Annotated in this window: 27 protein-coding genes; 11 read left to right on the forward strand and 16 right to left on the reverse strand. The window is 66.5% G+C overall.

All coding sequences use genetic code 11. The annotated features are described in order from the left end of the window. Positions 1–82: 82 nt before the first annotated feature. Positions 83–1,144 (forward strand): zinc-dependent alcohol dehydrogenase family protein, encoded by a 1,062-nt coding sequence (locus ACFEMD_RS07280; protein ID WP_394740373.1) that lies wholly within the window; start codon positions 83–85, stop codon positions 1,142–1,144. A gap of 841 nt (positions 1,145–1,985) precedes the next feature. Then, positions 1,986–2,201 carry a hypothetical protein gene (locus ACFEMD_RS07285; RefSeq protein WP_005558092.1) on the forward strand — a complete coding sequence of 72 codons (216 nt, stop codon included), beginning with the start codon at positions 1,986–1,988 and terminating at the stop codon, positions 2,199–2,201. A gap of 33 nt (positions 2,202–2,234) precedes the next feature. On the opposite strand, the gene gvpM is transcribed toward ACFEMD_RS07285, so the two are convergent. The 8 genes from gvpM to ACFEMD_RS07325 form a co-directional block, all read right to left on the reverse strand. Beyond that, positions 2,235–2,528, reverse strand: a complete 294-nt coding sequence (gene gvpM, locus ACFEMD_RS07290; protein WP_005558090.1) for a gas vesicle protein GvpM — start codon at positions 2,526–2,528, stop codon at positions 2,235–2,237. Further along, complete coding sequence (gvpL, locus tag ACFEMD_RS07295) at positions 2,525–3,430, reverse strand: gas vesicle protein GvpL (protein ID WP_394740375.1); 906 nt, start codon at positions 3,428–3,430, stop codon at positions 2,525–2,527. Before gvpL ends, gvpM begins: the two co-directional genes overlap by 4 nt. After that, entirely contained in the window at positions 3,427–3,771 is a 345-nt protein-coding gene (locus tag ACFEMD_RS07300) for a gas vesicle protein K (protein ID WP_394740376.1), read from the reverse strand. Before ACFEMD_RS07300 ends, gvpL begins: the two co-directional genes overlap by 4 nt. Positions 3,772–3,774: 3 nt before the next feature. Continuing rightward, positions 3,775–4,287 (reverse strand): gas vesicle protein GvpJ, encoded by a 513-nt coding sequence (gvpJ, locus tag ACFEMD_RS07305; RefSeq protein WP_394740377.1) that lies wholly within the window; start codon positions 4,285–4,287, stop codon positions 3,775–3,777. Between the two features lie 134 nt (positions 4,288–4,421). Further along, entirely contained in the window at positions 4,422–5,342 is a 921-nt protein-coding gene (locus tag ACFEMD_RS07310) for a hypothetical protein (protein ID WP_394740378.1), read from the reverse strand. Next, entirely contained in the window at positions 5,339–5,842 is a 504-nt protein-coding gene (locus ACFEMD_RS07315) for an Hsp20/alpha crystallin family protein (protein WP_394740379.1), read from the reverse strand. Before ACFEMD_RS07315 ends, ACFEMD_RS07310 begins: the two co-directional genes overlap by 4 nt. After that, positions 5,843–6,097, reverse strand: coding sequence for a gas vesicle protein GvpF (gene gvpF, locus ACFEMD_RS07320; RefSeq protein ID WP_278302653.1), 255 nt, complete (start codon positions 6,095–6,097; stop codon positions 5,843–5,845). 2 nt (positions 6,098–6,099) lie between these two features. Further along, positions 6,100–6,726, reverse strand: a complete 627-nt coding sequence (locus tag ACFEMD_RS07325) for a GvpL/GvpF family gas vesicle protein (protein ID WP_394740380.1) — start codon at positions 6,724–6,726, stop codon at positions 6,100–6,102. 232 nt (positions 6,727–6,958) lie between these two features. Here ACFEMD_RS07325 and gvpA point away from each other — a divergent pair, with 232 nt between their 5' ends. The 5 genes from gvpA to mutS all read left to right on the forward strand — a co-directional run bounded on the left by gvpA (position 6,959) and on the right by mutS (position 12,057). Then, a complete protein-coding gene (gvpA, locus tag ACFEMD_RS07330) occupies positions 6,959–7,243 on the forward strand; it encodes a gas vesicle protein GvpA (protein WP_005558079.1) in 285 nt (94 codons plus the stop codon). A gap of 5 nt (positions 7,244–7,248) precedes the next feature. After that, complete coding sequence (gene gvpN, locus ACFEMD_RS07335) at positions 7,249–8,301, forward strand: gas vesicle protein GvpN (protein WP_394740382.1); 1,053 nt, start codon at positions 7,249–7,251, stop codon at positions 8,299–8,301. A 4-nt stretch (positions 8,302–8,305) separates the two neighbouring features. Continuing rightward, positions 8,306–8,863, forward strand: coding sequence for a gas vesicle protein GvpO, halophile-type (gene gvpO, locus ACFEMD_RS07340; protein ID WP_394740383.1), 558 nt, complete (start codon positions 8,306–8,308; stop codon positions 8,861–8,863). A 108-nt stretch (positions 8,864–8,971) separates the two neighbouring features. Beyond that, entirely contained in the window at positions 8,972–9,304 is a 333-nt protein-coding gene (locus tag ACFEMD_RS07345; protein ID WP_394740384.1) for a CHY zinc finger protein, read from the forward strand. A 62-nt stretch (positions 9,305–9,366) separates the two neighbouring features. Beyond that, positions 9,367–12,057, forward strand: coding sequence for a DNA mismatch repair protein MutS (gene mutS, locus ACFEMD_RS07350; protein ID WP_394740385.1), 2,691 nt, complete (start codon positions 9,367–9,369; stop codon positions 12,055–12,057). 29 nt (positions 12,058–12,086) lie between these two features. On the opposite strand, the gene ACFEMD_RS07355 is transcribed toward mutS, so the two are convergent. Further along, positions 12,087–12,563, reverse strand: coding sequence for a DoxX family membrane protein (locus ACFEMD_RS07355; RefSeq protein WP_394740386.1), 477 nt, complete (start codon positions 12,561–12,563; stop codon positions 12,087–12,089). Positions 12,564–12,664: 101 nt separating this feature from the next. On the opposite strand from ACFEMD_RS07355, the gene ACFEMD_RS07360 reads away from it, so the two are divergent. Next, positions 12,665–13,123: a YbhB/YbcL family Raf kinase inhibitor-like protein gene (locus tag ACFEMD_RS07360; RefSeq protein ID WP_394740387.1), complete on the forward strand. Its 459-nt coding sequence runs from the start codon at positions 12,665–12,667 to the stop codon at positions 13,121–13,123. A gap of 31 nt (positions 13,124–13,154) precedes the next feature. On the opposite strand, the gene nucS is transcribed toward ACFEMD_RS07360, so the two are convergent. Beyond that, positions 13,155–13,862: an endonuclease NucS gene (gene nucS, locus ACFEMD_RS07365; protein WP_394740509.1), complete on the reverse strand. Its 708-nt coding sequence runs from the start codon at positions 13,860–13,862 to the stop codon at positions 13,155–13,157. 133 nt (positions 13,863–13,995) lie between these two features. Between nucS and ACFEMD_RS07370 the strand changes: the two genes are divergently transcribed. Next, a complete protein-coding gene (locus tag ACFEMD_RS07370) occupies positions 13,996–14,685 on the forward strand; it encodes a hypothetical protein (protein ID WP_394740388.1) in 690 nt (229 codons plus the stop codon). 15 nt (positions 14,686–14,700) lie between these two features. Here the strand turns inward: ACFEMD_RS07370 and ACFEMD_RS07375 are convergent, their stop codons facing one another. Beyond that, the gene (locus ACFEMD_RS07375; protein ID WP_394740389.1) at positions 14,701–15,183 is read right to left on the reverse strand and encodes a hypothetical protein; all 483 of its coding nucleotides are present in this window, start codon (positions 15,181–15,183) and stop codon (positions 14,701–14,703) included. A gap of 343 nt (positions 15,184–15,526) precedes the next feature. On the opposite strand from ACFEMD_RS07375, the gene ACFEMD_RS07380 reads away from it, so the two are divergent. After that, a complete protein-coding gene (locus ACFEMD_RS07380) occupies positions 15,527–17,461 on the forward strand; it encodes a beta-CASP ribonuclease aCPSF1 (RefSeq protein ID WP_394740390.1) in 1,935 nt (644 codons plus the stop codon). Positions 17,462–17,521: 60 nt separating this feature from the next. Here the strand turns inward: ACFEMD_RS07380 and ACFEMD_RS07385 are convergent, their stop codons facing one another. After that, positions 17,522–18,517: a hypothetical protein gene (locus ACFEMD_RS07385; RefSeq protein ID WP_394740391.1), complete on the reverse strand. Its 996-nt coding sequence runs from the start codon at positions 18,515–18,517 to the stop codon at positions 17,522–17,524. Positions 18,518–18,858: 341 nt separating this feature from the next. On the opposite strand from ACFEMD_RS07385, the gene ACFEMD_RS07390 reads away from it, so the two are divergent. After that, positions 18,859–19,833 carry an EamA family transporter gene (locus tag ACFEMD_RS07390; protein ID WP_394740392.1) on the forward strand — a complete coding sequence of 325 codons (975 nt, stop codon included), beginning with the start codon at positions 18,859–18,861 and terminating at the stop codon, positions 19,831–19,833. An 18-nt stretch (positions 19,834–19,851) separates the two neighbouring features. Here the strand turns inward: ACFEMD_RS07390 and ACFEMD_RS07395 are convergent, their stop codons facing one another. Genes ACFEMD_RS07395 through ACFEMD_RS07410 form a run of 4 tightly spaced genes read right to left on the reverse strand, consistent with a single transcriptional unit; the run spans position 19,852 to position 23,899 of the window. Then, positions 19,852–20,655: an ABC transporter permease gene (locus tag ACFEMD_RS07395; protein WP_394740394.1), complete on the reverse strand. Its 804-nt coding sequence runs from the start codon at positions 20,653–20,655 to the stop codon at positions 19,852–19,854. Next, positions 20,648–21,565 (reverse strand): ABC transporter permease, encoded by a 918-nt coding sequence (locus ACFEMD_RS07400; RefSeq protein WP_394740395.1) that lies wholly within the window; start codon positions 21,563–21,565, stop codon positions 20,648–20,650. Before ACFEMD_RS07400 ends, ACFEMD_RS07395 begins: the two co-directional genes overlap by 8 nt. A 2-nt stretch (positions 21,566–21,567) precedes the next feature. After that, positions 21,568–22,707, reverse strand: coding sequence for an ABC transporter ATP-binding protein (locus ACFEMD_RS07405; RefSeq protein WP_394740396.1), 1,140 nt, complete (start codon positions 22,705–22,707; stop codon positions 21,568–21,570). 49 nt (positions 22,708–22,756) lie between these two features. After that, positions 22,757–23,899, reverse strand: coding sequence for an ABC transporter substrate-binding protein (locus tag ACFEMD_RS07410; protein WP_394740397.1), 1,143 nt, complete (start codon positions 23,897–23,899; stop codon positions 22,757–22,759). Between the last annotated feature and the right edge of the window lie 101 nt (positions 23,900–24,000).

Below are 24,000 nucleotides of genomic sequence, written 5' to 3' on the forward strand. Positions count from 1 at the left end.
CCGGGACGAACCGAGCAGTGCGGTGGCCTGCGTCCGGTCGGATCGCTCACAGTTTTGTACACGGTGTGTGTACCCCTGCCATATGAGAGCTGCAGTGCTCGCGGAGTACGGCGAACCGCTCGAGATCGAAACCGTCGACTACCCGGATCCCGAGCCCGATCAGGTCGTCGTCGAGACCGAAGCCTGCGGGGTCTGTCGGAGCGACTGGCACGCCTGGCAGGGCGACTGGGAGTGGGTCGGCGCGCAGGCCCAGCCGGGACAGATCCTGGGCCACGAACCGGCCGGTGTCGTGGCGGCAGTCGGCGAGGACGTCGAGACCCTCGCGGAAGGCGACCGCGTCACCGTTCCGTTCCACCTCGCCGACGGAAGCTGCCGCCACTGTCGGACCGGACGAGCGAACGTCTGCGAGACGGTCGTTCCGCTCGGGTTTACGAGCATCGCCCCCGGCGCGTTCGCGGAGGCGTTCCCAGTCCGGGAGGCGGACTTCAACTGCGTGAAACTTCCCGATGACGTCGAGTTCGCCGAGATGGCGGGGCTCGGCTGTCGGTTCATGACCGCCTACCACGCGCTGGCCGATCGCGCCGATCTGCGGCCGGGCGATCGGGTCGCCGTCCACGGCTGCGGCGGCGTCGGACTCTCCGCGATCCACATCGCGAGTGCACTCGGTGCACACCCGATCGCCGTCGACGTTCGCGAGGACAAACTCGAGCGCGCCCGCGAGCTCGGCGCGACCGAGACGGTCAACGCCGCCGAGGCCGACAACCCCGCCAGTGAGGTGAAGGCGCTCGCCGACGGCGGCGCCGACGTCTCGATCGACGCGCTCGGAATCGCCGAGACCTGCCGCAACTCGATCGGCAGCCTGGGCAAGCGCGGCCACCACGTCCAGGTCGGCCTCACCACCGGCGAGGAGGGCGGCGAGGTCTCCCTCCCGGTCGACGCGATGACGATGCAGGAGATCGACTTCCACGGCTCCTTCGGCATGCCGCTGGTTCGCTACGAGGAACTGTTCCGGCTGATCGCCGCGGGAACCCTCGAGCCGAGCGAGATCATCGGCGAGCGACTCTCGCTCGAGGAGTTGCCCGAGACCCTGGCCGCGATGGACGACTACGGGACGATCGGCATTCCGGTCGTCACCGAATTCTGATGCGGTTTGCCGTACCTGTTCGCCGGAGCGACCGGATGCCGCCTCGCGGTCGCTTCGGCAGTGACGTACGGCCGACTGTATGAGCCCCGGGCTCGCGAGCGTGTTGGAACCGGGTGGGGGCGGGAAACCCACCCTGGCGTGAGAGACATGAGCGTACTCGAAGCGGGGGCGAGTCCACGTCCGAGCATTCCGGGTACGACCGCACGTAGTCGGCCGGTCAGCGCGTCGGCGTCCGGGCCGAGCGCGCACCCGGCGGGGGGTATCCCCGCGGACGAAGACTCGCTCGAGAGCGACATTGTTATGCGGCGGCTTGTCACGCACTAGTACGGCCGAACTCTCGACAGGGAGCGTATACCGCAGACGTAGCGCTCGGCTACGGGAGCGAACGTCCGGTCGGTGGCGATCCGCTGCCAGCAGCGTGTGAACTGACGGGCGAACCGCCCCTCCGACGGAGGCTGACTCCGGTGCGGAAACGCGCTCTCTCCGCCGCGCCGCCGACCGATTCGACCCGCAGTCAGCCGGGTTCGCTCCGGTCGGTGGTTTGGGATCGGAGTCGCCGGCCGATCGTTCGGTCCGACGTCAGTATCTCGTCGTTCGCGTCCGGCATACCGACAGTTGTTCGGTCACTAATTCGGCTCTCGATACCCGAACGATCCCGCTCCCGTCTTGTGATTATGGCTCGTTTACTCGGAGTTTGCGCCGCTTCACAATCGCTCGAGAGGAAGGGTGTCCAGCCGGACCCGCTGCCCGTCGACGCCTGACAGGTAAGACGTCCATAGGGGGTCTCGATCCATTGGTTACAAGCCGGATAACTACAACCGGTCACGGCTACCTCACCGATATGATCACCTGTGCCAACTGCGAGACGCCGCAGTTCCTGCAGATCGTCCAGAGCCGCGTCTACTTCGAGGACGGCGAGATGATCAACGAGATTTCCGAGAACTACGAGTGTACGCTCTGTGGCGGCTCCGGACAGTACGTCTACGACGAGGACCGCGACGAGGAAACCGTCTCCGGAGAGGTCGAACTCACGACCGAGCGACCGACGTTCGCCTGACCGTTCGATCCCTCCTCCGGATCGGGCGTCCCGTTACTCGAGTTCGTCTCGCTCGCGGCCGTTGACGGTGATCGACTCGCGATCGTCGTCGCGCCCCCGACCGTACTGCCGGCGTTCGACCGCTCTGGCCCGGCGGTCGACGTCCCACTTCTGGAACAGTCCGTACTCGGTCATCGTCTCCATCCCGGCGATCGCCGCCGAGAGCTTGATCCCGACCAGCGGCACGTCCGCGACCGAGATGATCACGTCGGCCCGGAGGATCGCCCCGTCCCTGAGCACGACGTCGAGTACGTCCACCAGCGCGTCCTCGTCCTTTCTCGGTCTCATGGCTGTCGTCCCCCGTCGGTTGTTCCCTCGCCGCTGCCGAGTTCCGGCGCGAACGTGTACGGCGGCCACGGCCCCGTAAACCGGACCTCGAGCCCGTCAGTCGCCGCCACATCGTCGAGTATCGAGCCGATGGCCCCCTCGTCGTCCTCGTGGGCCAGCAGCGTGAGTCGACACAGCGTCTCTCCCTCACCGTCATCCTCGTCGGCGACCTCGTCGGAGAGCGACGCCGAAGGGGAGCGCTCGAGGGAATGCACCTCTCGGGCCTCGGCGGCGAGGCGCTCCTCGAGGTCGTCGGTCGCCGACTCCCGGCGATTGGCCCGCACCGCGGCCAGACGCTGATCGAGTTTCTTCTCGAGCAAGAACGCCGTTCCCTCCTCGGAGTCGGCGATCTTCCCGTGAAGTTCCCGGAGTCGGTCGTCCCGTTCGATCAGCGTCTCGTCGTCGACGGGGTCGACCTCGACGACCTCGACGCGGTACTCCCAGTGGTCGGCCAGTCCGGAAAGAGCGCGCTCGAGCGTGTCCCGCTCGTCGTCGATCCACTCCCGGACGCGCTCGTCGTCACCCCGGAGGATCGTGTCGAACTGGAACGGAATCGGCGTCCCGAACCGTTCGCTGGCCTCGTCGATGACCGTCTGGTGACGAACGAGCCAGCGTCTGACCTGCGCGAGATCGGCCGAGTCGTAGATCCCCTCGCAGGCGTGGACGACCGCGCCGATCCCGTCCTCAACGACGATCGACACCGGTTCGTCGTCGATCCCCGTCAGTTCGAGGTCGGCGTCCTCGTCGGCCCGAACGAGACAGTAGAGGTACCGACCCTCGTCGATCTCGGGGACCTCGTCGGCGTCGACCCCCGGTTCCGGATCTGCGCGTTCGGACCGGTCGTCGCGGTCGTCGGAACTCACTGCTCCTCACCTCCGAACACGGAGTAGCCGGGCTTGTCCGAGGCGGTCGTCTCCCCCTGGAGCTGTTCGATCGCGTCGGTGACGAGTCCGTCCAGCTCGCCCCGGAGGTCGTCGACGCCGTCCTCGATCCCCTCGTCTTCTTTGAGCTGTTCGATCTCGGCCTCGATCGTCGCGAGCTGGCCGCCGAGGCGTTCGATCTCCTCGTCGGTGAGGTCGCCCGACTCCATGCGCCGGACGGCCTCGCCCTCGAGGGCCTCGATCAGGATCTCGACGACGGCGATGACGAGCGTCAACAGCCCGTCGCGCGCGTTCTCGCCGTCGCCGACGTCGATCGTCGACACGGATCAGTCCTCCTCCGTTTCCTCTGTCTCCTCGTCGGTCGAGTCCTCCGCCGACTCGTCGGCCGAGTCGTCGCTGAGCAGGTCGAACCCCCCACTGGTCGGTCGATCGGGATCGGGGCTCAGTCCGGGATGGTCGGCCGCCACGACGTCGTCCCCGCCGTCGGATTCGGCCTCGTCCTCGCCGTTCGAATCGTCTTCCTCCCCGTCGGATTCGGCCGTCACGTTGACGCCACGGGTGGGGTCGACCGGAGCGACCGACTGTCGTTCCTCGGCGAGTTCGGGGTCGTCGACGGCCTCGGCGAGACGTTGCATGTCCGTTCCCTCGGGGAACTCGAGGCCGTACTTCGCCGCGGTCTCGAAGGAGGCGATCGCGGCCCGGAGCTGAATGCCGAGCAGCTGGGTGTCGCCGATCGAGACGGCGATGTCGGCGTTGATGACGATCCCCTTGTCGAGCAGCATCTCGACGACCTCGGCGAGGTCGGCCTTCTGGCGGCTGGGCTGGAACTCATCGACCATACCGATCACCCCCGCCGTGTCGCTCGCTGTCTCCGCTCGGCCGTTCAGCCGCGACCGTTCCGATCGCGCGAGCGTCGCCGCTCGAGGATCGGCCGGCGATACTCGGTTGCTTCGGTCGGCTGTTGGATAGGGTGTTAGTCATTGTTCTGTTGGCGTCGTTTTCGCTCGAGTTCGAGTTCGAACCGACGGCCATAGATTCGCCTGCGGGTCGGCGCCGTCGAGAGCTTGACCTGCTTTGGGACCGTCGAGTGGCGCGTGTCGCTGGTGCCGATGTCGCGTCGTTCCGTCGGCAGCGTCGAGGCGGCGGTCGGGTTTCGCGAGGACGGGCTCGTGTCCTCCCGTCGCATCTTCTCCCGGTTGGTCTCGTAGAGCCCTTGGAACGTCTCGTGGGTTTCGAGCAGGGCGTCGCGGAAGGCGTCGATCCCGCGCATCGCCTGCTGCTGGATGAACACCTGGTAGGCCTCCGGATCGTCCTCGATGTCGGGTTTCTCGAACGCCTCCATCGCGGCTTCTCTCGGATCGACGTCGTCGAAGAGCCCGTCGCCGTCCTCGTCGTCGCCGATCAGGTCCGTTCCCTCGTCGACGACCGACTCGGCGGCGTCCTCGAGGGCACCGTCGTTCTCGCCGTCGCCGAGCTCGTCGGTCGCGTCGTCGAGTTCGCGTTTCTCCTCCCAGATCTCGGTCAGGTCGGCGGCATCCCACATGCTCAGCAGGTCCAGCGCCGAGAACAGCTGGGTGAGGTCGACGACGTCGCTCGCGCCGGTCTCCTCGTCGGCCAGCGCATCGGGGATCTCGCCCGTCTCGATCGCCTCGAGCAGCTCGTCGCGGTCGACGGCCTCCGGAAGCTCCGTCAGATCCAGCGACTCGATTAGCTCGGTCGTCTCCTCGGCGATCCGAACGAGCGTATCGACGTCGCCGAGCAGCTCCTCGAGGTCGCCGTCGCCGAGCTCGTCGGGCGTATCGACTCCCTCGAGCGACGACTCGAGGTTCTCGAGGCTCGACTCGGCCTCCGAGAGCAGTTCCTCGAACGTCTCTCCGTCCTCGTCCCCGCTCATCGACGGTCCTCCACGGGTTCGACGACGACGGTGAGCACGCCGTTCTTGACCGTCGCTCGTGACGTCCGATCCGCCCAAGGGACGTCGACCCGGCCGAGCTCGTTCCCGGCGACGGCGACGACGAGTTCGTCCCCGTCGAACCCGACCGTGACGTCGCTCGAGTCCGTTCCGGCGACGTCGGCCGTGACAAGCAACTCGTCGTCGTGCAGCCGGGAGGTTACGTGGCCGTCCGGGGAGGGCGAGCTGCGTGAGCGCCGTGTTCGCTCCCGGATCCGGTTGCCGTCGGTCGGCGTCCGAACCCTGTCGATCGCTCGGTCGAGCCCGGAGCCGACGGACACGTCGTAGTTCAGGCTCATCGAACTCCGTTTTCGGCGACCGGTCGCCGGCCCGTCACCGCCCTCGAGTCGCTCGAGGGCCGACAGCAGGCTCGTCAGCCAGTGGTCGGCTCGGTCGTTGCGGTCGTCGTTCGGTTCGGTCGGATCGTCGGTGTGGTCGAACATTTATCGTTTCACCTCTACGCGGCCGCTCGAGAACCGCTCGTGGACCTCGCGAGCGATCTCGATCTCCTCCTCGAGCTCCGCTTTGCGTTCGCGGTACTCCGCCTCGGGCCGTTCGCCGAGTTCGTACAGCAGCTGGTTCTCCTTGAGCTGGTCCTCGAGTTCGTTCAGGTCGTACAGTTCGTCGAGCGCAATCGAGTGTAACGCGTCGACGATACCGATGAACGGCCGAAACAGGAGATCGTCGAGCACGAACATGGTTACTGGGCCCCGATCTTGACGTCGACGAAGCTGTACGGCGCGAACGGGCCGGTGTACTGGACGATGAGTCGATCCTCGTACTCCTCCTCGAGCTCGCCGACCGCGTCGCCGAACGCCTCCTGCTCGTTCTTTTCGACCAGATACGACCGGTTGAACACCAGCCGGTCGCTGAACAAGTCGTTCGGCACCGACTGCTCGGCGATCGGCTCGAAGCGGTCGGCGACGTCGTCCTCGACCGCTTCCCGATCGACGTCGGCGTCTTCCTCCTCGACGAGTTTGAGGCCGAGCTCGATCTTCCCGTCGATATCCCGCAGGGCGCGGCGAAACGCCGGCTGTGCGTTCCGGAGGACGTTTTTCAGCTCGCGGTTCCCCTCGAACGCCATCCCGAACCGCATCGGAACGATCGTCTGGCCGCCCTCGTACTCCATGATCTCCCGGAGTACGTCGTCGTGGCGCTGGGCGTCCTCGTCGGTCTCCTCGGGCTCGGTCGTGTCGATGTCCGAGACGACCGCCGCGTAACGGCGGTGAGAGATCGTGTAAACGCGGTCCGCGTCGCCGACCGCGTCCGTCTCGAACTCGACGTCGTCGCTCGCCTCGACGACGCCGTAGACGTACCTGTGGCTCACGACCGCATCACCGTCCGTCGTTGCGATCGGTCGTACCGTCCGAACGAGGTGTGTGTCCGTACCATAAGATAAGACCTACTGAATCGACAACTCGTCGTATCGTAGGGTTCCCGCGCGCGTCATGGTGATGCTTGCAGACGCAGCGTCGACGAGTACACCCCCCCGGAGCAAGAGTCAGCTTGCATGCGCAGCGACAGTACTTGTACGGGTCGCACGAGAACGGCGGGTTACAATGGCATCCCAACAGCGACCAAACGCTTCGAGTCTCGCGGAAGTACTGGACCGTGTTCTCGACAAAGGCGTCGTCATCGACGTCTGGGCGCGCGTCTCGGTCGTCGGCATCGAGCTCCTGACGATCGAAGCCCGCGTCGTCGTCGCCTCCGTCGACACCTTCCTCCACTACGCGGAGGAGATCTCAAAAATTGAGCAAGCGACCGCAGAGGGCGATCTCGAGGACCTCGAGGAGCTCGAGATCGAAGAGCGACCGGAGTCCTCGCCACAGTCCGCCTCCGAATAATCCACATGGGGGATTCGTCTTCGCGGGACCGCAAGGTTCGTGGCCGGAAGATCAGGTCGGATCGAAGCAAGAAGAAACGTCGGAAGGCGAAGAAGATGGCCAAGAAAGAACGCGCGTCGAACGGGACGAGCGGCGGCTCCAGCAGTTCCGGCAGTTCCGGCGGTTCGGACGGATCACCGCTCTCGAGCCCCGAGGAGATCGCCCCCGATCCGTTCATCGAGACCGACGCGGTCGCGTCGGTTCGAGACCGGATCACCGGCTGGCTCGAGGCCGACCAGCCGGTCCACCTGATCGGTCCGACCGGCTGCGGGAAGACGGCGCTCGCGTTGTCGGCGGCCGCCAAGCGCGGCCGTCCGGTGGTCTGGATCAACGGTGACGAGGCCGTCGGTACCGCCGAACTCGTCGGTACCCACTCCGGCGGCGAGCGCTACGAGGAGCGCGACCAGTTCGTCAGCGGCGTCAGCAAGACCACCGAGGTCGTCCGTGAGCGGTGGGTCGACAACCCGCTCTCGGTCGCGGTCAAGGAGGGCGCGACGCTCGTCTACAACGAGTTCTCGCGGAGCGATCCCGCGGCACACAACGTCCTGCTGTCGGTGCTCGAGGAGGGGATCCTCGAGCGACCGGGGAAACACGGCGAAGATCGGACGATCGACGTCCACCCCGAGTTCCGGCTGCTCGTGACCTCGAACGACGTCGAGTACGCTGGCGTTCACGAACAGCAGGACGCGCTGCTCGACCGGTTCGTCGGCGTCAACGTCGACTACTACGACGCCGAGACCGAGCGCGAGATCGTCGCCGCCCACGTCGACGTGCCCGAGGAGACGATCGAGCAGGTGGTCGACGCGATCCGGACGCTCCGTGACGAACTCGACGTCGTCGTCGGCACCCGCGCGGCGATCACCGCGGCGGAGGGGCTGTCGGTCTTCGCCGAGGACGGCGCCGAGGAGTTCGACGACGAGCTGCTGGTCGACGTGTTCACGGACGTACTCGCGCCGAAGATCGCCGGCGAAGGCGACGGAATCGACGAGCTCCGCGACGCGATCAGCGACGCACTTTAGGACGATGGCCGAAGCCGAATCGAACACAGCGGACCAGTGTCGGGCGCGCACCGGGGACGGGGAGCGGTGCTCCCGCCCGGCCCAGGACGACGGGTTCTGTTATCAACACGACGAGAGTGATCCAACCGTGAGCGATAGCCAATCAGCCGACGAACAGGAGCAAGAGGACCAGGACGACGACCAAGAGCAGGCGGAGGCCGAAAACGAGGCGCAGGAGGACGTTCAGTCGGCCGAGATGGCCGACGAGGAGGCGACCGACCCCGAGGACGTCGACACGAGCGACGTCGACGGGGAAGACGAGATCGCCGGCGTGCTCGCGATTCGGAAGACCGTTCAGTCGACCGCCGGCAAGCTCATCGGCCACGAGTTCGACGGCGTCAGCGAGATTTCGCCGATGGACGAGGGCTGGCGGGCCGTCGTCGAGGTCATCGAACGGTCGGCCGTCCCCGATACCCAGGACATCATCGGCCGCTACGAGATCGAACTCGACGATGACGGCGTCGTTCAGGGGTACCGACGGCTCAGTCGCTACCGCCGCGGCGACACGAAGACCTTCGAGTAGCCCCCGTCGCTCTCGAATCGGACAGCTCCCGTCGATCACTCCCCAGTCTACCGTTTTTCGCCGCAGTTCGTCGAAACGACGAAACCGTTCCCCATCCTCGAGACGACCGTGAAACTCGTCGGCGAACACCCGGTTTACGGGCTCGAGGTCGATCCCGAGACGCGCTGTGAGCACTATCACACCGAACGCGACGTCGTCGCGTTCCGCTTCGGCTGCTGCGAGCGGTACTATCCCTGTTTTCGCTGCCACGCGGCCGTCGCCGACCACGAGGGGGTCGTCTGGCCCCGCGAGCGGTTCGGCGAGCCATCGGTTCTCTGTGGCGCCTGCGGGACGGCGATGACGGCACCCGAGTACCTCGAGTCGGACTCGCAGTGCCCGGAGTGCGAAGCGGCGTTCAACCCCGGCTGCACGGATCACCTCGAGTACTACCTCGAGCGGTAGCCGACGGTACTCGGCCGGCCCGGGAAGCAAGCTATTTCCCCGTCGGGCGGCCGAGTGCGGGTATGGATTCGGCGCTTGGCCCGCCAGAGGCGATGGCCGAGAAACGCGACGAGCTGACGCCGATGATGCGTCAGTACCACGACCTCTGTGCGCGCTACGACGACGCGCTCGTGCTCTTTCAGGTGGGGGACTTCTACGAGACGTTCTGCGGCGCCGCCGAGCGCACCGCACGCCTGCTCGAGGTGACCCTGACCAGCCGCGAGGACAGCACGGGGGAGTATCCGATGACCGGAATTCCGGTTGACAACGCCGAGTCGTACATCGAGGAGCTGCTCGAGGCCGGTTACCGGGTCGCCGTCGCCGACCAGATCGAGGAGCCCGGCGAGTCCCCGGGCGTCGTCGAGCGGGCCGTCACCCGCGTTATCACGCCCGGCACGCTCACCGAGGACGAGCTGCTCGCGAGCGACGACAACAACTTCGTGGCCGCGCTCGCCAGCGCCGATGGGGCCGAACCGACGCTGGCGCTGGCCCTGCTCGACGTCTCGACGGGCGACTTCCTCGCGACGAGTTCGACGTCAGCGGAGGCGATCGCCGACGAAGTAAGTCGGTTCGACCCCTCGGAGGCGGTCGTCGGCCCCGACTCGAGCGGCGACCCCCTCCCGGACGACTGCATGGTGACGCCGTTCGACCCCGACGCGTTCGCCCTCGAGCGTGCGACCGAGACGATCTCGGAGTACTTCGGCGAGCCCGACACCCTGCTGGCCGGCGACGCGGAAATCCGGGCCTGCGGGGCCCTGCTCGAGTACGCGGAGTACGCCCGCGGCGGCGCCGAGAGCGGTACGGACGAGGACGCCGACGGGACTGCACGGAATCGCCTCGAGTATCTCACTCACCTCACCCGGTACGACCCTCGCGAGTACCTGCTGCTCGACGCCGTCGCCCTGCGGAGCCTCGAGCTGTTCGAACCCCGCGCGGTCCGCGCTCGGGAGGACGCGACCCTGATCGGCGTTCTCGACGAGACCGCGAGCGCGCTCGGCGGGCGAGCGCTCAGAGACTGGCTCCGCCGACCGCTGCTCGAGCCCGATCGGATCGAGGCCCGCCTCGACGCCGTCGAAGAGCTGACGGGCTCGGTCCAGACCCGCGAACACCTCCACGAGCTGCTGCGGGACGTCTACGACCTCGAGCGACTGATCGGCAGAATCTCCCGCGAACGAGCCAACGCCCGGGATCTGCGCTCGCTGCGGGACACGCTGGCGGTCGTCCCCGAGATCCGGGATTGGCTGGCCGACGCCGACTGCGCGCGGCTTCGGGAGCTACGCGAGGAGCTCGATCCCCTCGCCGACGTCCGCGAGCTGATCGACGACGCCGTCGTCTCGGATCCCCCGATCGAGATCACCGAGGGCGGGATCGTCGCGGAGGGGTACGATGCGGACCTCGACGACCTCCGCGGAACCGCACGAGACGGGAAACAGTGGATCGACGACCTCGAGGCCAACGAGCGCGAGCGGACCGGGATCGATTCGCTGAAGGTCGGCTACAACTCCGTCCACGGCTACTACATCGAGGTGACGAACCCGAATCTCGATTCGGTGCCCGAGGACTACCAGCGCCGCCAGACGCTGAAGAACTCCGAACGGTTCGTCACGCCCGAACTCAAGGAGCGCGAGGACGAGATCGTCGGCGCCGAGGAGCGCGCGGACGAACTCGAGTACGAACTGTTTTGCGAGGTGCGAAGCGCGGTCGCCGACGAGGTCGAGCGCGTCCAGGCGCTCGCCGACGCGCTGGCGACGGTCGACGCCCTGGTCTCGCTTGCGACCGTCGCGGCCCAGTACGACTACTGTCGGCCGGAGATCACAGCACGTAGCGAGGAGGCGAGCGACGGCCTCGAGATCGGTATCGAGGGCGGGCGCCACCCCGTCGTCGAGCGCACCCAGGAGTCGTTCGTCCCCAACGGCGCCGCCCTCTCGCCCGATCGGCGGCTGGCGGTGATCACGGGGCCGAACATGTCCGGGAAGTCGACGTACATGCGCCAGGTCGCCCAGATCGTCCTCCTCGCGCAGGTCGGCAGTTTTGTCCCCGCCGAGTCGGCTCGGATCTCGCCCGTCGACCGGATCTTTACTCGAGTCGGCGCCAGCGACGACATCGCTGGCGGGCGCTCGACGTTCATGGTCGAGATGGACGAGCTGGCGACCATCCTCCGGGAGGCCGACGAGCGCTCGCTGGTCCTGTTAGACGAAGTGGGTCGGGGAACCTCGACGGCCGACGGGCTCGCGATCGCGCAGGCGATCACCGAACACCTCCACGACGAGGTCGGCGCGACGACGCTGTTCGCGACCCACCACCACCCGCTGACCGAGCTGGCCGACGAGCTCCCGGCCGCGTTCACGCTCCACTTCGAGGTCGAGCAACGCGAGGGCGAGGTCGTCTTCCACCACGAGATCGCTCCCGGCGCGGCGACGGGCTCCTACGGCGTCGAGGTCGCGACCGCGGCCGGCGTCCCCGAGGACGTCGTCGAACGCTCCCGGGAGCTCGTCGCGGAAAACGCCGACGAACCGGAGGGAGGCGGACTGGGCCCTCAGGCCGATCCGCAAAGCCGGGCGGACGAGCCCCGCGTTCCGGCGTCGACCGACGGGGGGTGCCAGGGGGTTCCCGACGACGTCGCGAGTGAGCTCCGCTCGCTCGAGCTGGCCCACCTCACGCCCGTCGAGGCGCTGACCGAACTCGATCGGTTACAGCGGCTGCTCGAGGAGTAGTCGAAGCGGCAAAGAAGCGATCGTCGACGTTACTTCGAGCGACGGGCGACCCGCGCGAACGCGAGCGCGGCGCCGAACAGCGCGGTGTTTTTGAGGAACTGGATCTGCTCCTGCTGTTTCTCCTCGGGATCGTCCTGGTTCCAGAAGTCGTGCATCACGGGCGTCGTACCGGCCAGGAAGCCCGCGATCCCCAGCGCGGCCGCGGCCGGGAGCTTCCAGAGGACGACGCCGAGCCCGCCGAGCAGCAGGCCGACGCTCGCCGCGGGAACGGTACGGTCGGGCTCGGGAGCGCCCTTGAACTCAGCGTAGCCGATGCGCTCCTCGAGGTTGCGCAGGTTGTCGATCGCGTTGAACGCGAGCACGCCCCCGAAGAGGACGCGCCCGAGTCGGAAGAGGGCGGTGTCGGCTACCGAACGGTCGTCGGCCGGCTCCGAAACCGTCTCGGTGCGCTCGACGGGTTCGTCGTCGCTATCGCTGCGGCTCGTAAGTCGAGAGGCAACTGTCATCACCAGCGCTAGGGGATCGAGCGGGATAAGTCCGCGCTGACACCGATGTCACTGCGCTCCGGTATAACGTACTTCGTGGCTCGGGTGGGAGAGCCGAGGCGATGGCGACGCTCACCCTTACGAGTCCCGCGTTCGACGACGGCGAACGGATTCCCGAGCGATACGGCTACGACGAAGCAAACATCAACCCGCCCCTCGAGATCGAGGGCGTGCCCGACGAGGCCGAGTCGCTCGCGTTGATCGTGGACGACCCCGACGCGGTCGAGCCCGCCGGAGCGATCCGGGACCACTGGATCGTCTGGAACGTTCCCTTGGAGATCGAAACGATCCCCGAGGACTGGGATGCCGACGACGCGGCGGAGGGGACGAACGATTTCGGCGACGTCGGCTACGGCGGCCCGAGTCCGCTCGATCGGGAGCACACGTATCGGTTCGCGGTCTTCGCGCTCGACACGACCCTCGAGCTCGGTCCCGAGACGGACGCCGACGGCCTCAGATCGGCGATGAGCGGCCACGTCCTCGCACAGGGCCAGCTAGAGGGACGCTATCCGTCGACGTAGCAACTCGAGGAGCGGTCGCCGCCGACGTAGTTCACGCTGTCGGCTCGAGGGCGACGAACTCGAGGTCGTGGCGGGCCAGCAGCCGCTCGGCCCGATCTGTCACCGAGGGCGCGACGAGGATCCCCCGGACCGAGGCGTCGGCGTGGAGATCCCGCTCTAAGGCGTCGACGTACCGACGGAGCTGGCTCACCGCGTCGGGGCCGACCCGTCGGCGCTTGAGTTCGACGACGACCGATCGGCCCGCGGCATCCTCGCCGTAGATGTCGACCGCTCCCGCGGGCGTGTCCCGCTCGGTCGCAAGCGGCGTAAAGCCGGCCTCGAGCAGGGTCGGCTCCTCGAGGATCCGTCGACGGAGGTCCTCCTCGGTGCCGACGACCGAGAGCTCCGTCGGATCCGAACCCGCGAACGTCGAGACCTGTAGCACTTCCTCGAAGCTGACCAGCAGTCGTTCGTCGGGCGAGGAACGCAGGCTCTCGATGACGAGGGCGTCGTCCTCGCAGCGAACCGCGTGGTCGCAGCCCGGCGGCTGCCAGTTGACGGGCTGTTGGCCCTCGTCGGTGTGAACCAGCGCCGCGCCGTCGGGTTTGAGCATGAGGTGACGGTCGCCGGCCTCGAGCCGGCTCGAGGCCCGACCGTCGTAGTCGACGGAACAGCGGCCGAACACGGTGATCATCGCCCCCCGGTCGATACCGTCGGCGATCGCCTCGCGGGCGTCCTCGAGGGTGGGACGCTCGAGCATCGTCGCCTGCGGAGGCCGGATACCGGATGTCACTGGCCCGTGGTAGCGGGCTGACGGACAAAAGGGATCCGGACCGCAGGTGTGGGGCGATCGAAAACCCTTATTTTCGTGGGGGGACGCGTTCGAACCACCAATGACCAGCGAACACGATCGACGGCGGTTCCTTCAGCTCACCGGAACGGGGACCGCCGCGGCACTGGCCGGCTGCAGCGATCTCGGCCTGCTCGGCGACGACGAGGGCGAGTACGACGACGTTCTGACGGCCGTCATCGGCCCGGACTCCGCGGAGATCGAGGAGCTCCAGGAGCAAGTCGAGAACGAGGAGATCGACATGATGGAGGCCCAGCAGCGCCAGCAGGAGCTCGTCGAGGAGGCGATCGACGACTTCGAATCCCGGGCCGAGGAGGACGACGACATCACGATCGAAGACTCGAGCCCCGAGTACGGCATCTACCGGATCGACGGCGAGGCCGAGGCGATCGTTGACGAGCTCAAGGGAGGGCCGATCGCGTCGCTCTCCGAGGGCGCGGCCTACGACCGGATCCTCGAGGAGCAGGAACAACAGCCCGATCCGGCCGATCCCGAGGAGGACATCGACGTCGAGGAGGAGCCCGAAGACGGCGAAGGCGAGGAGGACGAGCCCGAAGACGGCGAAGCCGACGACGGCGACGAGGAAAACGGCGCGGACGACGGCGACGAGCCGGCCGACGACGAAGATCCCGAGGATCTCGAGACCGAAGACGAGGACGAAACCGACGAGGCCGACCCCGACGCCGATGACGAGAACGGCGACCTCGAGGACGAAAACGCGGGCGACGACTGATCGCTCCTCGAGTTCCTACCGCACCCCGAACGGGCTCTCCCGTTCGGTCCAGTTCCAGCCCGGCAGTCGCTCCTGGAAGCCCGCGGCCAGGGCCGCCTCGCAGTCGTCGACGCCCGCGTTCTCCTCGGCGTCGCCGTGAACCTGCAGATCGGCATAGTGAAACGTCGCCTCGCCCAGCGTTCGCAGGGGCTGGGTACCAGCGATCGTCGCCGCCAGCTCCCGGCCGATGATCTCGTCGACGATGAAACCCGGGTAGTCTCCCTCGACGTCGAGTTCCCGCAGGATCGCGACCATCGCGGCGACGTTGACCGCGAGGTCGCCGTCGGCGAAGACGGCGTCGACCTCCTCCCGGTAGGCGTCCTCGGTGACCGAATCGACGTCGGTCTCGAAGATCGATCCCAGATCGTCGCGCACGTCGTTGATGACCGGGACGACAGTGTCGGCTCGCTCGGTGACCCACTCGTACTCGGCCGCGACGCGGTCCGGCGTGAGGTGCATACGGTCGCTTCGGGCCGAACCACCCTGGGTTTTGCGAAGGCTTTTATACCACGCAAAGAATAGCCACGGGTAAGCGGGTTCTCCCTGGAATCTTCCCGCACGAACCAGGATAACCGACCTGGGTACGTCTTCGTTGGACGAACCATCACACAATGATTCGGGACACCGGACGGAACGGATCCTCCGTTGTCCGATGGCACCGTCACTCGAGGTCGTCGGCAGTATCACTGCAGCAGCCGACGGCCGCCCGGCGATCCGTCGACGGTCCCCGCGGTGGTGCGTTCGATCCGGCGACTCCGGCGTCTCCCCGTCGGCGAGTTCACGCAATCGATAACTGGCGATTATGAGCACTGTAGAGCAGCAACTCGACGATTTGAAAGCAGAGATCACGAGCGAGTTACCGAACGATATCTCGGTTTCCTCGGTGAAGTACGAAGGCCCGGAGCTGGTCGTGTACACGCGCGACCCCAAGGAGTTCGCCCAGCAGGGCGACCTCATCCGGAAGCTCGCGAGCAAGCTCCGCAAGCGGATCACCGTCCGCCCGGACCCGAGCGTTCTCTCGCGGCCCGACGAGGCCCGCGAGCAGATCACGAACGTCATTCCGGAGGAGGCCGGCGTTACCGACCTCGACTTCCACGCCGACACCGGCGAGGTCGTCATCGAGGCCGAGAAACCCGGCATGGTCATCGGCCGCCACGGCTCGACGCTTCGGGACATCACCAAAAGCGTCGGCTGGACGCCCGAAGTCGTCCGCACGCCGCCGATCGAGTCCTCAACGGTCTCGAACGTTCGGAGCTTCCTCAAGCAGGAACGCGACGACCGCCGGGACATCCTCGAGCGCGTCGGCCGGCAGATCCACCGCGAGGAGATGTCCGACGACGAGTACGTCCGGATCACGACGCTGGGCTGCTGTCGCGAGGTCGGTCGCGCCTCCTTTATCCTCTCGACGCCCGAAACCCGGATCCTCATCGACTGCGGCGACAAGCCCGGCGCCGAAGGGGAAGTACCCTACCTCCACGCCCCTGAGGCGCTCGGCGCTGGCGCCCAGACGATCGACGCCGTCGTCCTGACCCACGCCCACCTCGACCACTCCGCGCTGATCCCGCTGCTCTTTAAGTACGGCTACGACGGCCCGATCTACTGCACCGAGCCCACGCGGGACCTGATGGGGCTGCTGACGCTCGACTACCTCGACGTCGCCTCCAAGGAGGGACGGGCCCCGCCCTACGAGTCCGAGATGGTTCGCGAGGCGATCAAACACACCATCCCACTCGAGTACGGCGACGTCACCGACATCGCCCCCGACGTCAAGCTGACGCTACACAACGCCGGTCACATCCTCGGTTCGGCCGTCTCGCACTTCCACATCGGCGACGGCCTCTACAACGTCGCGTTCTCGGGCGACATCCACTACGACGATACGCGCCTGTTCAACGGCGCCGTCAACGACTTCCCGCGCGTCGAGACCCTAGTCCTGGAGTCGACCTACGGCGGTCGCAACGACTACCAGACCGACCAGGAGGACTCCGAGCGAAAGCTCGTCGACGTTATCAACGAGGCTCACGACCGCGACGGGAAGGTCCTCATTCCCGCCTTCGCCGTGGGCCGTTCCCAGGAGATCATGCTCGTCCTCGAGGAGGCGATGCGATCGGGCAAGATCCCCGAGATGCCGGTCCACCTCGACGGAATGATCTGGGAGGCGACGGCGATCCACACGACCTACCCCGAGTATCTGCGCGACGACCTGCGGGATCGGATCTTCCACGACGACGAGAATCCCTTCCTCGCCGAGCAGTTCAACCACATCGACGCCGGGGAGGAAGAACGCCAGGACGTCGCCGACGGCGGTCCCTGCATCATCCTCTCGACGTCGGGGATGGTCACCGGCGGCCCGATCATGTCCTGGCTGAGCCACCTCGGTCCCGACCCGGACTCCTCGCTGGTCTTCGTCGGCTACCAGGCCCAGGGGACGCTCGGCCGACGCATCCAGAACGGCTGGGACGAGATCCCGACCAGCGAGGTCGGCGCGATGGGCAACGGCGGCGGCCGCGGCACGCTCTCGCTGAACATGAACGTCGAGACCGTCGACGGCTTCTCCGGCCACGCCGACCGGGCCGGCCTCGAGAACTTCGTCAAGACGATGAACCCCCGCCCCGAGAAGGTCCTCTGTGTTCACGGCGACGAACGCTCCACGCAGGACCTCTCCTCGGCGCTGTACCACGACTACAACATGCGGACCTTCGCGCCGAAGAACCTCGAGACGTTCAGGTTCCTCTGAGGGCCCTTCGGAGCGCAGGTCGGCGACGCGAGAACTGTACCGGTCCCCTGGTTCGACCCGTCACTCGTCGGTCGAAAACAGGGTGTAATCCTTCTCCGAGGCCGCGAAGGGCATCACGGTCGCGTTTCGCTGTGCGACCCACGACAGTCGAAGAACGAACGACGCCAGGATCGAAAGCGGCGCGAAGCAGGCGACCATGGCGACGAGCGTCGTAGCGACGATTCCCGCTGCCGGGAGCGCTTCGATCGCCGCGAGATCGTACACTGCGAGCGTCGCGGCGAGAAACAGCTGCGCCGGGAGTCCGACGATCAGCAGCACCCGCGAGAGAAAGGAGAGTTCCTTCGTGATGTACACCGTCCGGAAGTACTTCCGGGCGACGTCGATGTGCAGCAGGTGCTCGCGGATCGACGTGAACAGCTCGCGCTGCTCGTCGGTCAGTTGCACGTCGTACTCCGTCTCGATCCGGGTGAGGTCGTACAGCTGCTCGGCCTGGGTCGTCCCCAGCGTCGCCGCGATCGCCCCGAATATCTGCTCATCGGCACCGGGCGTGTCGACCGCCCTCGTGACGGTTCTGACGTCGCCTCGGAGCGCGCCCACCAGTTCGTCGATCTCCGCGGAGAGACCACCGTCGAGGGAGTCGGTCACCGTCTCGCGCAACGCCTGGGCCCGCTTACCGAGGTTCTTGTGAAGGACGAGCAGAAACAACCCCGGCATCACCGGACTCACCGCCCGGTCCATCACGTCCTGGACCTGATCGCGGTACTCGACGGCGTTTCGGGTTCGCCGTTCCAGATCGCCCGGCGAGCCGAGTTCTCGAGAGAACACGAGCTGGTTGATCGCGATGACGACCGTGATGAGGGTGAGGTTTCCGCCGAGAAACGAGCTGAACAGGAGATAGAGCGGTTCGCCGGGCGCCCGCGGAAACAGGTTTACGACGAGCAAGACGAGCAACAGCAACGCGATCCCGCCGAGGAGCACGCCGGCGACGGTGAGCCGGTTGCCCTCGATGACTGTCCATCGAAACACCGAGTGACGCCAGCTGGTGTCGTCGGTCATAGCCCGACTACAGGGATCACCCACCTGTAGCTTCTACCCTCGTTCGTATACAGTCTCGAGTAGTGTCAGGTGTATGCGATCGGCATATCGGACGAACGATGGTTCGTCCCTACCGCGCACTGACCCGTTCGCCCCTGTGGTTCGAGCGCGCGATTGAAACCCGGAGTCCGCGACGAACCTTCCGTGTGAGCGTGTGACACCGGAATCTCCTTACAGGAGACTCTTGGGACTCGAGACATTCGGTCAGGAACGATGGAATGCGACGAGAGCGGTCGCCGTCTCGAGGGTTGTAACGCCGGTCGGTCGTTGGCGAACGACACCGTTCTGGGGGCGCCCCGTCCATGATGTCGACCTGGTTCTTCTATGCCTTCCTGACTGCAGGGATCTACGCCGTGATCGCATTGCTGTCGAAGGTCGTCAGCGGGGTCGAGATCGACGACCCGCTGACGCTGGCGATCTACAACTGCATTCCGTTCTACGCCGTTTACGTCCTCGTCGGGCTCGCCCTCGAGTGGCCGGCGATCCGAAACAGCCTCACGGGAACGGGCGGCGGCCCGGTTCCGGGAGCCGAGCCCGCGCCGGTCGCGGTCGCGCTGGGGTTCGGCGTCGTCTCGACGATCGCCTACGGGATCTACTACTGGGGGCTGGTCAACGGCGACGTCTCGCGGTTCGTCCCGGCGCTGTCGCTCGAGACCGTCTTCGTCCTCGTCCTCGGGTTTTTGATCCTCGACGAGGCGTTCCCGTCGGGCGTCTACGCCGGCGTCGGACTGGTCGTCTTCGGGGCGCTGTTCATCTCCTACGACCGGGAGGCCGGTTCGATCCGCGAGAGCCTGACGTTCTCGACGGTCGGGGTCGCGGTCCTCGCCGCGATCGCCTTCGCGGTGTTCAACACGGGGATGAAGGTGCTCACGGACGGCTTCGGAACCGTCGAGATCCTGTTCTGGATCAGCCTCGGCGGACTGGCCTCGATCGCCGCGGTCGTCCCGTTTCGCGGCGGCGGGGTCGAACCGAACCCCGCCGACCTGCTCGCCGGACGCGTGCGGCTCACGAAGGGAACGAAGCTGCTGCTCGTCGGCGGCCTGCTGAACGCCGTCGGCCTCTTTACGTTCATCCGGGCGCTCGAGCACGGCCCCGTCTCGCTGGCGACCGCGATCACCAAACTCGACGTCATGATGGTGTTCGTCGGCGCGCTCGCGCTGTCGAAGCTCGCGCCCGCGTTGCTCCAGGAACAGTTCGACCCGTTCACGCTGGCCCAGAAGGCGTCGGCGTCGATGATCGTCCTCGCGGGCTCGGCGCTGATCCAGTTCAGCTACTGAGAAAGGAGAGTCGCGAGGTCAGGAGAGCTGTTTCGACAGCCACTCGAGGTTCGTCGCGACCACCGCCAGGAGGATCCCGACGACCGAGATGACGATCAGGAACGTCGAGACGACGCTGACCATCGGATCCAGCGCCTGCCGGATCTCGGTCCAGGCGAGGACGGGGATCGTCTCGGTGCTGGGCGTCGAGAGGAACAGCGCCATCACGAACTCCTGGAGGCTGATGATGAACGCGAGCAGTCCGCCGACGAAGATCCCGTGTTTCACGTTCGGGAGGACGACGTGAACGAACGACTGGACCGGGCCGGCGCCGAGGTCCTGTGCGGCGTCGAGTTGCTGCCAGTCGAACCGGCTGAACACCGACCGCATCACGAAGTAGACCAGCGGCGTCGCCCACAGCGTGTGGGCCAGCACGATGCTCGCGTACGAGCCTCGGAGCCCGACCTCGTTGAAGTACATCAACAGCGTGATCCCGAGGATCACCGGCGGGATCAGAAGCGGGATCAGCACCAGCGGCGCCAGCACCGACCCTAGCGAGCCGTCGTCGATCTCTTGGCCGAACGCCCCCATCACGCCCAGCAGCGTCGCGACCAGCGCGGTGCCGACGCCGATAACGATGCTGTTCGTGAAGGCGTCGAGCCAGCGGACGCTGTCGAGGAACTCGACGTACCACATGACCGAGTAGCTCTCCGGCGGGAACGCGAGCCGGCCCGTGCCGGAGAACGACGTCACGACGACGACCAGCAGCGGCAACAGCATGAGCGCCAGCAGAGCTAGATAGCCGGCGCGAAACGCCGCGGTCTCGAGGCGTTCTCTATGCAAGCTCGAACTCACCTCCGAGTCGGTTGAGCAGGGTAAACATGATCGCGATGCTGACCAGCATCAACAGGAGCATCACCACGGAGAACGCGGCCGCCAGCGGGTAGCGCATGTCCGAGAGCATCAGGCCCTCGACCTGCATGGCGAACGTGATGTTGCCCGACAGCAGATCGGGTGCGGCGTAGGCCCCGACGCTCCAGGCGAAGGAGATCACCGCCGCGACGATAATGCCGGGCATCGCCTGCGGGACGACGACCTCGAGCACCGATCGGGGTCGGCTCGCGCCGAGGTCGCGGGCGGCCTCGACGACGTGCCAGTCCATCGTCGCCAGCACGCTGTAGATCGCCAGCACGGCGTAGGGAAGCACGATGTAGAGCTGGCCGACGACGACGCCGACGGTCCCGGGGACGAACTGGATCGGACTCGAGATGAGTCCGAGCGAGAGCAGCAGCTCGTTGAGCGTCCCCGACGGCGCCAGCAGGGGATTGAACGCGTACGTCCTGATGACGAGCGTCGTCAGCAGCGGGAGCACGACTGAGAACAGCAACAGCGACTTGACGAGTCCCGTCGACCGCCAGATCGCGTACGCGTAGAACAGGCCGATCAGGACCGACAGTATCGTGACGACGACTCCAAGCAGGAAGGAAAAGCCGACGATGCTCCAGAGGAGGTCGCTCGTGAGAACGCTCGAGTAGGCCTCGAGCGTCCAGGTCCCCTCGGCGTAGACGAGGTCGCTCGACTCCTCCGCGAAGCTGATCCGCAGGAGGATGAAGAAGGGGACCACGAACACCAGTAGCTCGAAGGCGAGCAGCGGCGCCATGAGCAGCAGGGCCCGATTCGAGCCGGACTGCTGGCCGAGCGACTCCCGAACGCCCTCGAGCGAGCGCGGAAACTGCGAGTTCGCCTCGGCCATCGTTAGAGCGTCACCCGCGAGCCGTCGGCGCGGAACGCGAGCACGTCGGTGCCGTCCCACTCGATGCGGATCTCCTCGCCCGCGGTCAGCGCGTCGGTGCTCGCACCCGTCCGTTCGGCGAACATCGCAGTCCCGTTGACCGAGACGGAGTACCGCACCGTCGACCCACGGTAGAGGACGTTCTCGACGGTGCCGACGACGGCGTTGAGCGTACTGCCGTCGGCGAGCACCGGCTGTTCGTCTCCCTCCACGGCGTCGGCGGCCGGATCCCGTTCGATCGAGAGCACCTCTGGACGCAGCGACAGCGTCAGCTCCGTTCCCTCGGCGACGTCGGGGTCGCGGTCGGTCGGGAGCACGAGCTCGTACCCGAGTTCGGTCTCGACGCGGACGGCTCCGTCCGTGACGCCGACGACCTCGCTGTCGACGAAGTTCGTGTCACCCAGAAAGCCCTCGATGAAACGGTTCGCGGGATTCTCGTAGACCTCGGTGGGCTCGCCGACCTGGATCAGTTCGCCCTGATCCATGATCCCGATGCGGTCGGCCAGGGTGAACGCCTCGTCCTGGTCGTGGGTGACGTGGACGAACGTCTCCTCGAGGTCCTCGTGGATCTCGCGGAGTTCGATCTGCATGTCCTCGCGGAGGCGCTTGTCGAGGTTCGACAGCGGCTCGTCAAGCAACAGGACGTCGGGATTGACCGCGAGCGAGCGGGCCAGCGCGACGCGTTGCTTCTGGCCGCCGCTGAGGGTCGTCGGATCCTCGTCGCCGTAGCCGCCCATCTGGACGCGCTCGAGCATCGCCTCGGCGCGCTCGCGGCGTTCCTCTTTGGGGACGTCGCGCATCTTCAGTCCGAACGCGACGTTCTCCAGGACCGTCTTGTGGGGAAACAGCGCCCAGTCCTGGAACACGGTCGAGGTGTTGCGTTCGTACGCCGGCTGGTCGGTGACGTCGGCCCCGGCGAGCGTGATCTCGCCGTCGGTCGGCGTCTCGAGGCCGGCGATCATTCGCAGCGTCGTCGACTTGCCGCTGCCGCTGGGGCCGAGCAGGCAGAGCAACTCGCCGTCCCGGATCTCGACCGAGACGTCCTTGACGGCGGTCGTCTCGCCGTAGCGCTTCTCGAGTTCGTTTAACGTGATTTCTGACATTGGTGACGGTGTGGTCGGTAATCGGATGTAGAACGGTGGTAGGCGGCGATCAGGAGCTCTGTTGGATACTCGAGAACGCGTCCGAGAGCTCGTCGTCGTGGTCGGCGAGGTACTCCCAGTCGGGGAAGGCGATGGTCTCGGCTTCCTCGGTCGTCGTCGGGAGGTCGTCCTCGAGCTCCTCGGGGTAGTCGATCTCCTCGTTGCTGAACATCATCGGGTGGGTCTCGGCCCACTCGGACTGGACCTCGGCGTCGAGCAGGAAGTTAATGAACTCCTCGGCCTCGTCGCGCCGGTCGGTCCCCTGGACGACACACCAGTTGTTGAACCAGCCGGTTGTCTCCTCGGGCATCGTGTGGGTCAGGCCGTCGTAGTCGTCGATGTCGGCGGCCGTCTGGTCGTAGTACCACTGGGCGACGTCGATCACTTCGTTGTCGAACGCCTGCCAGATATCCTCGCCGGAGCTGGCCCAGCTCTCGACGTTCCACTCCTCGAGGGTCTCGAGGACGTCCTCGTGGAGCTCCTCGTCGTGCATCTCCTCGGCGCCCTCGTCCTCGTCCATGCCGATCGCGGCGGCGTAGAGGGGGTACCACCAGAACCCGGTGTCGACGCCGATCCCCTCGCTGTCGGCGACGGTCTCCGAGGAGAGGTCGCCCCACGTTTCGGGGTCGACGTCGGCGTCCTCGCGGTGGATGATCGTACATGGCGCACCGTCGACCGGCAGCCCGTACTCCGTCCCCCGCATCTCCGCGTAGTAGTCGATGATCCCGTCGGCGTTGGGGACGTTCTCCTCGCGGATGGGCTCGAAGAGGTCGTCCTGGCGGCCGTAGTAGTAGAAGTTCCCCTCCGCCACCGTGACGTCGAACGGCGGCTCGTCCTCCGGGGCGTTCTGGATGTCGGTGAGGATGTCGTCCCAGCCGCGGTGGACGTCGACTTCGACGTCGTGCTCGTCCTCGTACTGCGTGACGAGCCCCTCCTCGAAGCGGTCGGCGTAGTTCCCGCTCCAGACGCTGACGCGCAGCGTCTCTTCACCCCCTGCGAGTTCGGCACAGCCCGCGATCGCCGTTGCGGAGCCGACTGCCGCTGCGGACAGAAATCGCCGTCTCGAGGTCGGGTTCGCTCGAGAGTCGGTTGAAGATCCGGTCGCCGGTTTCGCGTCGTCGGTTTCTGCATCCCGGTGTGGGCCTGCAGCCATGAGTACCCGGTAAACCCGGATTGCGACATAAAGGCGTTATGATGTAGTAATAATATCCGATAAAAATCGCGAAGATCGGTCGCCGCATCGAGCGTTCGCGG

It is taken from the genome of Natronococcus roseus (genome assembly GCF_043677095.1).
GTDB classification, from domain to species: Archaea; Halobacteriota; Halobacteria; order Halobacteriales; family Natrialbaceae; genus Natronococcus; species Natronococcus roseus.

Bases quoted from the DNA above. Each gene is read 5' to 3' on its own strand.
- ACFEMD_RS07280 (WP_394740373.1), top strand. From the start codon at position 83: ATGAGAGCTGCAGTGCTCGCGGAGTACGGCGAACCGCTCGAGATCGAA.
- ACFEMD_RS07285 (WP_005558092.1), top strand. From the start codon at position 1,986: ATGATCACCTGTGCCAACTGCGAGACGCCGCAGTTCCTGCAGATCGTC.
- gvpM (WP_005558090.1), bottom strand. From the start codon at position 2,528: ATGAGACCGAGAAAGGACGAGGACGCGCTGGTGGACGTACTCGACGTC.
- gvpJ (WP_394740377.1), bottom strand. From the start codon at position 4,287: ATGGTCGATGAGTTCCAGCCCAGCCGCCAGAAGGCCGACCTCGCCGAG.
- ACFEMD_RS07310 (WP_394740378.1), bottom strand. From the start codon at position 5,342: ATGAGCGGGGACGAGGACGGAGAGACGTTCGAGGAACTGCTCTCGGAG.
- ACFEMD_RS07315 (WP_394740379.1), bottom strand. From the start codon at position 5,842: ATGTTCGACCACACCGACGATCCGACCGAACCGAACGACGACCGCAAC.
- gvpF (WP_278302653.1), bottom strand. From the start codon at position 6,097: ATGTTCGTGCTCGACGATCTCCTGTTTCGGCCGTTCATCGGTATCGTC.
- gvpA (WP_005558079.1), top strand. From the start codon at position 6,959: ATGGCATCCCAACAGCGACCAAACGCTTCGAGTCTCGCGGAAGTACTG.
- gvpN (WP_394740382.1), top strand. From the start codon at position 7,249: ATGGGGGATTCGTCTTCGCGGGACCGCAAGGTTCGTGGCCGGAAGATC.
- gvpO (WP_394740383.1), top strand. From the start codon at position 8,306: ATGGCCGAAGCCGAATCGAACACAGCGGACCAGTGTCGGGCGCGCACC.
- mutS (WP_394740385.1), top strand. From the start codon at position 9,367: ATGGATTCGGCGCTTGGCCCGCCAGAGGCGATGGCCGAGAAACGCGAC.
- ACFEMD_RS07355 (WP_394740386.1), bottom strand. From the start codon at position 12,563: ATGACAGTTGCCTCTCGACTTACGAGCCGCAGCGATAGCGACGACGAA.
- ACFEMD_RS07360 (WP_394740387.1), top strand. From the start codon at position 12,665: ATGGCGACGCTCACCCTTACGAGTCCCGCGTTCGACGACGGCGAACGG.
- nucS (WP_394740509.1), bottom strand. From the start codon at position 13,862: ATGCTCGAGCGTCCCACCCTCGAGGACGCCCGCGAGGCGATCGCCGAC.
- ACFEMD_RS07370 (WP_394740388.1), top strand. From the start codon at position 13,996: ATGACCAGCGAACACGATCGACGGCGGTTCCTTCAGCTCACCGGAACG.
- ACFEMD_RS07375 (WP_394740389.1), bottom strand. From the start codon at position 15,183: ATGCACCTCACGCCGGACCGCGTCGCGGCCGAGTACGAGTGGGTCACC.
- ACFEMD_RS07380 (WP_394740390.1), top strand. From the start codon at position 15,527: ATGAGCACTGTAGAGCAGCAACTCGACGATTTGAAAGCAGAGATCACG.
- ACFEMD_RS07385 (WP_394740391.1), bottom strand. From the start codon at position 18,517: ATGACCGACGACACCAGCTGGCGTCACTCGGTGTTTCGATGGACAGTC.
- ACFEMD_RS07390 (WP_394740392.1), top strand. From the start codon at position 18,859: ATGATGTCGACCTGGTTCTTCTATGCCTTCCTGACTGCAGGGATCTAC.
- ACFEMD_RS07400 (WP_394740395.1), bottom strand. From the start codon at position 21,565: ATGGCCGAGGCGAACTCGCAGTTTCCGCGCTCGCTCGAGGGCGTTCGG.
- ACFEMD_RS07405 (WP_394740396.1), bottom strand. From the start codon at position 22,707: ATGTCAGAAATCACGTTAAACGAACTCGAGAAGCGCTACGGCGAGACG.
- ACFEMD_RS07410 (WP_394740397.1), bottom strand. From the start codon at position 23,899: ATGGCTGCAGGCCCACACCGGGATGCAGAAACCGACGACGCGAAACCG.